Raw genomic sequence first — 13,266 nt, forward strand, 5'->3', positions numbered from 1 at the left:
TTTGGCCATGAATCGCCTTGAATTCCTTTGAATTTTTTTTCATCGAATAAAAATGAGTACAATCAGAAAATAAATTCTTTATTCGATCATCAAGAGATAATTCCATTTCATTTCTGCTACTTCTTCTGTAAGTAAATAAATTCCCGATTCGATGCGATCTAAATTTGAAAGATCATTTGTCAGAGTTCTTCCATCAAGTGTTGATAGGCGGTAATAGGCTACCCCTAAACTGCAATTTCTTACCAAAGTTCCTGTCCCACTTCCCTTTCTGTATTTTAAAGAAATCAGTTGATCCGGATCGTTTTGCCATTGTCCAAAGGACTGACAACTTTTAATGTATTTCCCTTTCCAAAAACAGTCCCCTTTTTTAACACTCACGCTGAGATTGTTGAAGTAGGGTGCCATCAGCTCTACGTATGATCCTGTTGTGCCATTGGACCAATTTATTTCATAATCCGAAGGATTGATCAATCGTCCATCTGTTTCAAATAATGCAATAATAAACTGGCAGGCACCGCCACAAATGGTTTTACAAATACCGGTTGGATAATTCAGATTAAATTGTTTATGGTAATCATCTTCGCAGGAAGCCAATATAAATTGAAGTTCACTACAGGGTCCACTGCAATTTAGTTTCACCGTATCCTGGAATTTTTGCTGGCAGATATCCGCATACTCGATAGATTTTGGTCTGCCCGGCGGCCAACTGTAATACTTGTAAGTCAAACTGAAAACATCGCTTTCGTAGAGGAGAATTGGATTCTGATTCTGAATGGTATACTCGGGATGGTTACTGTGTTTTTGGATATTCCAAAAAAGTTCGCGGTCGCGTTGCCTGGGTTGGACGAGCCTGGCATTTCCATCCAATGCCGATATTTGAATCATCCCGTTGGGCAGGCATTCCGATTCCAGAAAGATGGCACAAGGATCAATTGTACATGGCTTGACAATGACATCAACGGTGTCAAATGTTTCGCAGGTAGCATTGTAAGTTCTTAAAATATACCGGGTGTTTTTTACGGGACCGGCTTTGGGATTTGGACAACGAACACATGTTAGTCCTTCCAGGGGACTCCATTCATACATATAATCCGGATCGTATACCTTGACTAATTCCACTGAATCGAGCAGGCAAATGGTATCTGTTCTGAAATTAAAATCCAATTCGGGACCATCCAAAACAAATTTCTTTAAAATTGTATCGCGACACATTTCTTTCGACTCTACAATCAATTGAATTTCAAGAATACCCGTTTCGGAGCTTACGAATTCCGGATCTTTCAAATCGGATCGTTGCACCTGACCATTGATCCTGAATTCCCAGAAATATTTCTCCAGGCTTGAAAATAAGTCTGTGGAATTGTTTTGCAATTGAACCTTAAATGGATTAAGGCACTGGAGAAAATTTAAATCAAAATCAGCATGGGGTGTAGAATTACACAAACGCACATTGATTTGAAAATCTCTACGAAGCGTAGAAAGCAATTTCCCATTCCGGTATTCTTCCACGCAGTATGCAATGAGGTATTGCGCAATTACAGGTTCAGCAAAACCCGACATAAATCCTGAAGATGGAGAAATATTCAAAGGAGGAATCCCTCCGATCATATCATTGAGGCTGTAATTGCCACTGAATATAACGAAGTCATATGGTGGATTTGAAGGTGTGGCCGGCCTTGGATTTAGTTGATCGGCACCCAAGTAGGGTGTACACATTTTATACACCAAAGAATCTCCATCTTCATCCCTGGCCTTCAAATCAAATGCGATGGCCTGGCCTCCACAAATATAAATCGGAGGATAAGGTCCCAAGAGCGGACTGGCATTGCATTGCAGTAAGGATTCTTCAGTAATTTCCAGGGTATAAGTAGCTCCGGATGCCAGCGGGTCAACAATATTGCGGATCGTAAAATTGCGACAACATCTTTGGTACGATAGGATGTATCCGCCAACCAGGAATGGAAGTTCTATAGTATCCACATAAGTTGTAGTATGCACGCAAACATCGCCGCCAATAATTCCACAGGATTTCGAAAGAACCTCATTTAAGGTATCATCTTGTCTGAATTGCATTAACAAACGACCCACGTTTCCTAATTGGGATTGCAATCTCCCCTGCCGGTCAAATATTCCCATGGAAGCAGGGTTATCAAACTGAGCTCCCGGATTACCGTTTATGCAATCTCGTCGCAGGGTCAGCGTAATTTCATATAGATTATTGCCCAAACACCGGTAACCAATGTCTCCTCCAACAATGTGTGTGGTATGCCCCGTGTTAAATTGCAGCATAAAGAACACAATCAGACCGAAACGCATAACAGGAATAAAACCTGACAATTTTCTTACGATGAAAGCTCCGAATACAATTTTTTGAATGAGATGATGCATACTTTTTCCTTTAGACTGGATAAAAATACAATAAACTCCAATGAGACGCCTGTTATAACCAAACAGCTGCCCCGAAGACGTTAAATTAAGGGCATGTTTATGTTAAATGTTCAAAACGAAAAATAGACTGGCGACTTTGTATCTTTGCATCATCCATTACAATCATAAATTAATGATTTTCTCAACGGTTTATAATTTGCGTCATTTTCAATTCAGGTTTCAATCTTCCAGGGCCATCCATTTATTATTGTCAGGCTTATGTTTGGTTTTATTTTCCTGTTCAGCTCTAAAAAAGTCAGCTGAGGTAAAAAACAATAAAGAGGTTTCCTTTGCAATCATCCAAATCAATGATTTTTATGAGATTTCTCCCCTGGAAGGTGGGAAAATCGGAGGTGCGGCAAGAATTGCAAGTTTGAGAAAAAAAGTGATGAAGGAATATCCCAATACTTTTACTGTACTTGCCGGCGATTTCCTGAGTCCTAGTTTAATCGGAACCCTAAAATGGGAGAACGAAAGGATCCGGGGAAAGCAAATGGTTGAAGCATTGAACACATTGGGATTAGACCTCGCTACATTCGGCAATCACGAGTTTGACATCGATTTGTCCTCGTTGCAAAAAAGACTCAATGAATCCAAATTTGAATGGGTCTCATCGAATGTACTTCAAGTCCGGGACGGAAAAAAATCAGCATTTGGTACAATGAAAAATGGCGTAATGCTGGATATTCCAAAATATAAAATCATCCGTTTTGTAAATGAACATGGAGCAAGTGTTCGCGTTGGTTTTGTGGCACCCTGTCTGCCAGCAAATCAAACCGATTTTGTGTATTATGAAGATATTTACGAAAGTACAGCAAATCAGATCCGCTTCATTAAAGACAGCATTGATTTTCTTATATCTCTTAGCCACCTCAACAAGGAAGACGATCTGGAGATGGCAAAACGATTTAAAGAACTGAATTTGATTTTAGGAGGCCACGAACATGACCACATGAAGTACAAAATAGGACGAACTGTGATGACTAAAGCCGATGCCAATGCTAAAACTGCTTACGTTCATAAAATAAAATATAACACCACCAGCAAAACCTACACGCTGATTTCGGAACTTGTTAAACTGGATGAACACATTCCTCTGGATCCGGAAGTCAACCAGGTAGTTGAAAAATGGAAATCTATCGAAACAAAAATCATCAGGGACATGGGTTTTGATCCGGATGAGGTCTTAATGAAACTCAGCACTCCTTATGATGCCCGTGAACAGACGACCAGAAACAGCCAGTGTGCTTTTGGCGAATTGATCGCTAAATCGATGTTTCATGCATATAAGGATTCAGATCTGGCTTTATTGAATTCTGGTGGTATCCGGGTGGATGACATGTTGAGTGGTAGTTTATCGCAATACGATATCCTTAGATCATTGCCGTATGGAGGTTCGATTCTGCTGGTTATGATGAAAGGCTCACTCTTGCAAAAAATTGCGATCATTGGCGAAAAAAATAAAGGATCTGGTGGTTATCTCCAAAGGTACAGGCTTTCTCAAAACAATAAGGGTAGCTGGTTTGTGGGAAATGAAATTTTGAATGAAGAGTCGTATTACAAAGTATCCATCAATGATTACTTATTGACAGGAAAAGAAAAAGGATTGGATTTTCTGACGCGTTATCATCCGGAATTAAAAGTCATTCATGAAGCAAATCCCAGCGATAAAAATGACGATACAAATGACATCCGGACTGTGATTATTCAATACATCAAACAGGGAGGAAAATAAAGTAAATCCGCTGGAGTGGTTTATTCATAATATGAGCCAATTGGATTCATGTAATTTTTGAGTTTTTGAAATCTAAATCGTATTATCAACTTGAATTTCACTATTGATAAAAGTATTTTAGATCATTAATCAGGGATCAAATAAAGTTCGCTATTTAAATAAAATTAATAATCTTCGTCCTCTATATTTTTACTATGAAGGATAAGAAAAACATAAAGCCGGCAAAAGAGGCAGCCAATCGAAATGCTGTACAAACCAGGTCCCAAAATTCATTTATCCTGGAAAGCAAAGGCCCCTGGCTGCTTCCAGCGATTGCAATCCTATTGACATTGATCGGATACCTACCTGCCCTGGATGCAGATTTTGTAAACTGGGATGACCAGGATTATGCAAGCAACAATCCGTTGATCCATAATTTTTCAGATTTTCTGAAATTCTTCACCACCCCGGTTCAAGGGAATTATCACCCGCTTACCATGATAACCCTGGCATTCAATTATGCCATATCGGGTTTAAATCCCTTCAGTTATCATTTGCTCAATATTTTATTCCATCTTGCCAATGTCTTTCTGGTTTATCAATTCATTCTTAGATTGGTACCCGGACGATTATTTATTGCCTTTAGTGTGGCATTGCTTTTTGGGGTTCATCCCATGCATGTCGAATCGGTAGCCTGGGTATCTGAAAGAAAAGATGTGCTTTATACATTTTTCTTTTTGTTGGGATTTATAAATTACCTAAAATATCTCGACCAACATTCCAGAAAGCATTACGTTTATTGCTTTTTGTTTTTCTGTCTTTCCATCCTGTCGAAACCGGCTGCCATTATTTTTCCTGCAGTATTATTGACATTGGACTTTTACCGGAATCGAAAGTTTGATTTTGCAATCATCAAAGATAAAATTCCATTTGGAATCATAGCGGCCTTCTTCTTATATCTCACTCTTCATGCTCAGACGAGTGCAGGAGCTACACCAACCTCAGAATTCTATGGTTGGGATAAACGTATTTTTTTTCCGTTCTACGGTTACATGATGTACATCTATAAAATGTTTTTCCCTGTAAACTTAACTGCATTTTATCCATTGCCGCCAATCAACGAATCTCTCAAACCAGCATTTTATCTTGCACCCTTCGTTTTTGCATGGACAGCATTATGGTCATTGCGAACCTGGAAAAAAGACCGGGCTGTAGCATTTGGTTTTAGCTTTTATCTGGTGAATTTATTTTTGGTGCTGCAATTGTTTCTGGTAGGAAGTGCCATCATTGCAGAACGATATACTTACGTCCCTTATATTGGTTTGTTCTTTGTTTGTAGTTGGTCTTTAGAAAATTTTTGGGGAGAAAATAAAAACCGGATCTATGGAATCGTACTCGCTGCCGGTATTATTTGTACTGGATTAACTTTCAAACATGCAACCAGCTGGCAAAATACAGGGAGCTTGTGGGACAATGCGATCAGATCCTACCCGGGTGCTAAAGCATACACCAACAGAGCTTATTTGTATCAACAACAAGGACAGCTGGAAAAAGCGCTGCAACATTATCAGCTTTCACTAAAATACAATGTCATCGATGCAGAGGTGTATTACAACATGGGTGTGATCTACTACAATACTAACCGCGACAGTCTTGCACTCGTGTCTTATGGTACCGCACTGCAATATAAACCCTCCTACGCCGAAGCGTTCAACGGCAGAGGATCGGTATATGCACGCATGGGCAACAGTCAGAAGGCTTATGACGATTTCAATAAATGCCTGAGCCTGGATCCCAACTATGCATTGGCTTATAAAAACAGGGCGTCTTCGTATTTTCTTGAAAACAAATACGATTCTGCGATTGCAGATTATAAACGGTACATTAAACTCAATAAAAGCGATGTGGAAGGTGTATCCAACCTGTGTGTAGTTTATTTAAATAAAGGCGATAACGAAGAAGCTATTAAAGTTTGCGATCAGGCAATTCAACAAGATCCAAAATTTGCAAAAGCGTATACCAATGCCGGCGCGGCATACATCAATCTGAACAATTTTCCGAAAGCCATTGAATACTTAAGCAAAAGTTTTCAGTTGGATTCCCTGAGCGAAGAAAATTTAAAATTCCTGAGTCTCGCTTATCTTAAAAACGGCGACAGCACCAAAGCGTATTCAATTTTTGAATATGCGCAAAGAGTGAAAGGGATAAAGTAGCTTGTAGTTTTCAGTCCCGACATGGAAGTAATCTAAGTTCACAATAAGATGAATAAGTCGGGAACAGTTACCTCTTTGGCTGAGAATTAGGAATTGAAAACTGAAAACGAATAGAATCCCCGAGGGATTCATCATCGTTTACTTCCGGAGATCGCGCAGGATATTGATCGATTCGGCCACATAAATATCTTTTGCAAGATTCTTCAGAAAGTCTTCATTTCGAGCTATCCGCGAAGAGTCTGCCTGAATATAAGCGAGATCTGATTTTAAGTTTTCGCAAACCAAACCGGGTATCGGAACATCCATGATTTTCTCGTATTTCTTTGCTTCCGAATTTCTCTGGTCATACCAGGCTTTGTATTTTCCGTATTCAAGTGGAATGATCGTTTCTTCCCGGGTTTTGGCAAGTCTTTTAGCATTTTCATCGATCAAACTAAAAGTTTGATTCTCTTTTACACGATCCTTACTTTTTCTCTTCAATTCTTCCAAGTTTTCAACGACAAAGGTGTTTTGAGTATAATTCTGTTTTTCGATGACGTCGTATTGCAGCGGATGATCGTATTCCTTTTCGCCATTAGTGATGTAACTATAAGTGTCTGGTAAGTGAATATCGGGGTCAACACCTTTCAGTTGAACCGAACCCCCACTAACCCGGTAATACTTCTGTATTGTTACTTTCATGTCTCCCATTGGCCGCATCTGTGGATAAGGAGTAAGCTGATCGAGATTCCGGAATTGTTGAACCGTACCTTTACCAAAAGTAGGCTCCCCCCCGACAATTATTGCCCGTTTGTAATCTTGCAGACACGCGCTGATGATTTCCGATGCTGATGCACTGTTTGAATTAACCAGAATAACCAATGGACCATCAAACTGAACTTTCGGGTCAGGATCGTTGTATGCTCTGACTCCCTTCTTATCTTTTACCTGAACAACCGGTCCTTCTGTAATAAACAGACCAGACATTTCCACAACTTCCTGTAGAGAGCCGCCCCCATTATTTCTCAGATCCAAAATGATACTTTCTGCACCTTCTGCTTTTAGTTTGGCAATTTCTTCTGCAATGTCTTTTGCTGCAGATGGACTATTTGCATCATTGAAATCGGCATAAAACCTCGGCAACCTGATAAAACCGACTTTCTCCTGAATTCCTTCGAGTTTCAACAGGGCAGACCTTGCAAAACCTTCATCCATAATGACTTCATCCCTGACGATGGTTATTTGCTTAACATCGCCACCTTGTTTCTTGACTTTCAAAGTAACTTTTGTTCCTTTTTTTCCTCTGATCTTACTTACAACATCGTCTATCCTCATCCCCTTAATATCCACTTCTTCTTTACCATCCTGCTGTACACCCATGATGATGTCATTGGCTTCCAGGTCGCCCTGCCTTGCAGCCGGTCCTCCTGGAACGATCGAAGAAACTTTGGTATATTCTCTTTCTGTTTGAAGTCTGGCCCCAATCCCCTCGAGTTTTCCCGACATATTGATGTTAAAATCTTCTTTCTCTTTGGGGTTTAAATAATCTGTATGAGGATCGTATAAATGAATGAACGTGTTGACAAATAATTCAAAACGGTCAGATCTTCTGATCTGCTTCAGCCGATCAAAAAAATTGTCGAGATTGTCCTTCACCTCCTTAACAATGTCCATTCTAATTGAATCATCCGGTCTTTTCTTATTTTCTTTTTCCAACAAAACCTGATCTTCAATATATCTGTTTAGTTTTTCATACTTGACCATTTTTCTCCAATAATCCTTCATCGCCTTTTCATCTGCCGGCCAGTTCCTTTTATCGGAGTCAAACTCATAATCTTCATCTTTTGAAAAATCAAATGGCATATCGATGAGTTCACTGTAATATGTTTGCGATCTGGAAATTCCCTGATCCAGGAGTTGCAATGCAAGATCGAAAAACTCGACCTTACCCTCTTTAAAGTGATCGTCCAGATCCTTTTTATATTTTTCGAGTTGCTTGATATCTTTCTGGGTATAAAACCGCTTTCCCGGATCCATATTATCCAGAAAATCTTTATATGCTTTTTCCGAAAATGCATCGTCTACAACGGGAGGAGCATAGTGAAATCTCTGGGAGCTTTCATAAACCAATTTCAACAGATGGCTTTCCTTGGATGAGGGTTCATGTTGGGGCTGACGGCAATATCCCGATAAATAAAATACTAACAACAGGATTGGTAATAAAAGAAACCAATTTCTTTTTGAATTCATCTTCTTCTCCATTTTTAATTAAATAGAAACAACAATTCAGGCAAATCGATTACAATGTTCACCCAACTTTAAAAAAGCTTTAACAAAGATGCAACTGATGCCTGCAATTATTGAATTTTCAAACGCAAATATACTACGAATTGTTTCGTAGAAATTTTTAAAATTCAAAAAATCGAAATATCCAGCTCCCATATTCGATCCTAAGTTTATTCAGCTTTGGTCTTTGATTTCACAATGTTGCTTTTTGTTAAACCAACGATATCGGTTCTTTGCCACAAGTTGATATAAAAAATCTCGAATCATTTTCGGAATGACAAGCCCTGCTCCAAAAACCTTATAAATCCCCCCCAATACAAGCCCTAATTGAATGATGGCATCGGATGCAAAAAGCCATTGATTTTCTTTAATAAGCAGAATAGAGTCCGGAAGTTCTTCCGTAGAATAAGATTGATCCGGGCCAATACCCGCTTTCCTGAATTCATTTAGGGTAAAAATTTCAATTTTGCCTTGTTTATCAGCTTTTCTTACCCAATTGCAAAAACGGGAACATAAACTACATTCCCCATCGTAGATAAGTTTTAAGCGCTCTGGTCCAGACATGATAAATTAACAATTTGACTCCCAAACTGATCAAATCGAACAGCAAAATCTTAAAATATCGGTCTTAAAATTGTCATAATAAATTGATTTACTGTAAGATAATCAGAAAATTGCCTTGCAAACCTTAGGTTTTGCCTTTTCTTTATACTTTTGTGCCGCCAAATTAGAAAAAATGGAAAACCTCATTTATTATTTACCGGCTTTCGGGATTGTTGGATTGCTTTATATGGCCTATTTATATAAATGGGTCGCTAATCAGGACTCCGGCGATGACAAGATGAAATTTATCTCCAGCAACATTGCAGAAGGAGCGATGGCTTTTTTAAAAGCGGAATACAGGGTATTGGCTATTTATGTAGTTGTAGCGGGCGGATTACTTGGTTTTCTGAGTTTTATGGTACCAACTACCCATTGGACCATCGTTGTTGCCTTTATTGTTGGGGCTCTTTTTTCTGTTATTGCAGGGTTTATAGGTATGAAAATAGCTACTCAAGCCAATGTCAGAACAACACAAGCGGCCAGAACTTCCCTGGTGAGGGCATTGAATGTTTCCTTCAGAGGAGGTACCGTTATGGGTCTGGGTGTGGCCAGTTTGGCGGTTCTTGGATTAAGTCTTTTACTTGCTTTTTTGTTTTATACATTTATGGGAGGGAGCTGGTCAGGAGCTGCTGTAAAAGGCACGCAACTCGCCGCGGGAGATGTCATGACAGTAATTCTGGAGATCCTGGCCGGGTTTTCGCTGGGTGCCGAATCTATTGCCTTGTTTGCTCGTGTAGGAGGGGGTATTTATACCAAAGCTGCTGATGTGGGAGCAGACCTGGTCGGGAAAGTTGAAAAAGGAATTCCGGAAGATGATCCGCGGAATCCCGCTACAATTGCCGATAATGTTGGAGATAATGTTGGCGATGTTGCTGGTATGGGAGCGGACTTATTTGGATCGTATGTGGCCACGGTATTGGCCGCCATGGTGCTTGGAAATTACGTGATCCGCGATATGGGTGGTGACATCACTGCAATAGATGCATTTGGTGGGTTGGGCCCAATATTGTTGCCATTATTCATTGCTTGTATCGGGTTGATCTTTTCGATCATCGGTTCGTTTTTTGTATACATCAAATCTGAATCCGCCAAAGAGCAACAAGTTCAAAATGCCCTGAATATGGGTAACTGGGTGGCCATCGGACTCACTGCTGTTGCATCCTATTTCTGCATTCAGTGGATGCTTCCCGAGACCATGAAAATGAACTTTTTTGGAATCGGAATACAGTCTGTAACATCCTTGCAGGTATTTTATGTAGTTCTGGTAGGTTTGTTTGTAGGTACTGCTATTTCATATCTCACAGAATATTACACCGGATTGGGTCGCGGACCTGTAAATGATATCGTCCAAAAATCCGGTACAGGAGCTGCTACAAACATCATCGGAGGCTTGAGCAATGGAATGTTGAGTACGGCGTTTGCAGTGTTGATCTTTGCCATGGCCATCTGGATCAGCTATGCACTGGCTGGGTTTTACGGAGTTGCCATTGCTGCTTCAGCCATGATGGCTACTACTGCTATGCAGCTTGCCGTAGACGCTTTTGGTCCAATTGCAGATAATGCCGGTGGTATCGCCGAAATGTCAGAATTACCAAAGGAAGTGCGTGTACGTACAGATATCCTGGATTCGGTTGGAAACACTACTGCAGCTATTGGAAAAGGATTTGCCATTGCTTCGGCTGCTTTAACCGCACTGGGTTTATTTGCAGCCTATGTCACATTTACTGGAATCGATGGCATCAATATTTTTAAAGCCGATGTGCTTGCCGCCTTATTTGTTGGTGGAATGATTCCCGTGGTATTTTCTGCATTAGCCATGCGTTCTGTAGGCTCTGCGGCCATGGATATGGTCAATGAGGTTCGTCGCCAGTTTAGGGAAATTCCCGGTATTATGGAAGGTACTGCAAGACCCGAATACGGCCGTTGTGTGGAAATCTCCACAAAAGCGGCCCTGCAACAAATGGTTCTCCCCGGAGCGATTACTCTGATCACTCCAATCGTCATCGGATTCGCGATGGGTCCTGAAGCTCTTGGTGCATATATGGCCGGAGTTTGCGTAAGCGGCGTGGTCTGGGCCATATTCCAAAACAATGCCGGAGGATCCTGGGACAATGCTAAAAAATCGTTCGAGGCGGGTGTCACGATTGGCGGACAAGTCTATCACAAAGGTTCTGAACCACATAAAGCAGCAGTCATTGGCGATACGGTTGGAGATCCGTTTAAAGATACATCTGGTCCTTCCATGAACATTCTGATCAAATTGACCTGTCTCGTCGGATTGGTGCTGGCGCCGATACTTGGCATGAAAACAGGTAAGGGTCATGGATACATTCCGGAATCAGAACTTCGGCAGCAACAAATGCTTCATAAACTGGAGCAGGATCGGGAACTTTGGTGTTGTTTGGAGGTAAAAGGCTGAAAAGAATTCTCTTGGAGGCTTGGAGGATTTAAGGAAAAAGTTCAAAGATCGATTTGTATTCCCATGAAAATACTAACAATCGTTAGTTTGGTGTGCATCGCATTTTAGGACAAATTTAAAGATAACCAGATTCTTCCGTGGCGCTTTATTCCCTGTATAAACTTTTGTCATCCATCCCAATCTCTGCATTAGAATTAAAAATAAACTATATGAATAATGGATAATCCCAATTCATGCATTAGAAAACTTATATGGAGGCCTAATCACCTCCAGTTTTTCAAACAAGTGCTCTAAAAAATGTCGTCGCCTCCCTTCTGCAGAAAGTTTCATTACCAATTTTCGACTTCTCTTTGTCAGATAACTTCCTATTGCAATGCATTGGAATCGAATAGTTGGTAATCTATGGTTGCGTTCACTATTCATGATTGCTTGTTTAAACAATGTCATAATATTGTATGCTACCATCACAAACCTGAATGCAGCTTCCATGGCTCCAAACTCTTGGAGAGCAAACCCATCCATTCCGAAGTCGTATTTTAATTCCTTTATTCTATTTTCGCTGTCGCCTCTTTGATTATATCTTCTATGAACTTCCACCATTGATAAATTTGAGTTCGTTACATAGGCTGTGTAATCATATTTACTTAGGTTCTCATATTCTTCAAACAATTCTTTGGGTTTATTGGATTGGTATTTTTTGGGTGTTCGTACAATGATCATTCTGCGGGTTTGCTTCCAATTTGCGGCTTGATATTCAATTTCTGCATAGGCTGCATTTGGCATTATACTTTCATCATGATAAAATCTCTTGATTTCCATTATTTCACTGGCAAGGGCTGTTGTCATCTTGGCTCGGAAGATATAAGGTACCACATTTGGCTTTTCTTCCAGATAGCCCATTATATGCTGACTATAAAATCCCGAGTCGCCTCTTATTAAACCAATATTGCTCCGATCTATAATTGTAAATACTTCTTTCAGAAATTCAATTGAATCCTTCGCTGAGTTGCTATCTCCGCTTCTCATCCAGGCATTTACTACCATTTTTAATTCATCGCAAAAGGCCATTATTGGATGGTGTGAGACCCTACCATTCTTATTTGGATTGTAACCTTTACATGCATACTCTTGATGACCATAGCGCGTAATGATCGTGCTATCTATGTCGATTGTTATATACTTCATCGGAACTAATGAAAGGATATACTTCATCAGTTTTGGAAATATTTTATCGTTCCGCTCAACCGTGTATTTTGAAAAAAATCTACTAAATGTACTGGCACTAGCCATCCCCTTTTTCCACCCAAAGATTTCTTGAACAACGTTATCCATCCTGATCATAGAACTATGCTCCAATCTTCTAGCTCCTAAAATAACACTTGCCAGAAATCCCTCTATGATGTCAATGGCTTGATAACCTCGATTTGATCCTGGATGGGGAATATCCAGTTTTGAAAGATAATCCCGGATTCCGCTGGTCACATATATTTTATGAAAGTATTTTAAACCACCCCATGGACTTACCTTGCGATCTGTAAACTCATGCGCTAATTCATGCATCTTTTTGGTGCGTTTAGGTATCCGTCAAATTTCCTTATTTTTATGCAAAGTTCAAAGCTTTTTTA

At 40.0% G+C, this 13,266-nt stretch carries 7 protein-coding genes; 3 read left to right on the top strand and 4 right to left on the bottom strand.

The window, feature by feature from the left end:
• Positions 1–78: 78 nt before the first annotated feature.
• On the bottom strand, positions 79–2,388 hold the full coding sequence (locus IPM34_12420; GenBank protein MBK8956341.1) for a hypothetical protein: 2,310 nt from the start codon (positions 2,386–2,388) through the stop codon (positions 79–81).
• A 172-nt stretch (positions 2,389–2,560) separates the two neighbouring features.
• Between IPM34_12420 and IPM34_12425 the strand changes: the two genes are divergently transcribed.
• The gene (locus tag IPM34_12425; protein MBK8956342.1) at positions 2,561–4,162 is read left to right on the top strand and encodes a bifunctional metallophosphatase/5'-nucleotidase; all 1,602 of its coding nucleotides are present in this window, start codon (positions 2,561–2,563) and stop codon (positions 4,160–4,162) included.
• A 194-nt stretch (positions 4,163–4,356) separates the two neighbouring features.
• The gene (locus tag IPM34_12430; GenBank protein MBK8956343.1) at positions 4,357–6,354 is read left to right on the top strand and encodes a tetratricopeptide repeat protein; all 1,998 of its coding nucleotides are present in this window, start codon (positions 4,357–4,359) and stop codon (positions 6,352–6,354) included.
• A 138-nt stretch (positions 6,355–6,492) separates the two neighbouring features.
• Here IPM34_12430 and IPM34_12435 read toward each other — a convergent pair whose 3' ends face one another.
• Positions 6,493–8,583 (bottom strand): carboxy terminal-processing peptidase, encoded by a 2,091-nt coding sequence (locus IPM34_12435; protein ID MBK8956344.1) that lies wholly within the window; start codon positions 8,581–8,583, stop codon positions 6,493–6,495.
• 210 nt (positions 8,584–8,793) lie between these two features.
• On the bottom strand, positions 8,794–9,183 hold the full coding sequence (locus tag IPM34_12440; GenBank protein ID MBK8956345.1) for a DUF393 domain-containing protein: 390 nt from the start codon (positions 9,181–9,183) through the stop codon (positions 8,794–8,796).
• A 172-nt stretch (positions 9,184–9,355) separates the two neighbouring features.
• On the opposite strand from IPM34_12440, the gene IPM34_12445 reads away from it, so the two are divergent.
• Complete coding sequence (locus IPM34_12445) at positions 9,356–11,641, top strand: sodium-translocating pyrophosphatase (protein MBK8956346.1); 2,286 nt, start codon at positions 9,356–9,358, stop codon at positions 11,639–11,641.
• Positions 11,642–11,872: 231 nt separating this feature from the next.
• Here the strand turns inward: IPM34_12445 and IPM34_12450 are convergent, their stop codons facing one another.
• On the bottom strand, positions 11,873–13,201 hold the full coding sequence (locus tag IPM34_12450; GenBank protein ID MBK8956347.1) for an IS1380 family transposase: 1,329 nt from the start codon (positions 13,199–13,201) through the stop codon (positions 11,873–11,875).
• Between the last annotated feature and the right edge of the window lie 65 nt (positions 13,202–13,266).

Source organism: Saprospiraceae bacterium (genome assembly GCA_016716185.1).
In the GTDB taxonomy this organism is placed as follows: domain Bacteria; phylum Bacteroidota; class Bacteroidia; order Chitinophagales; family Saprospiraceae; genus Vicinibacter.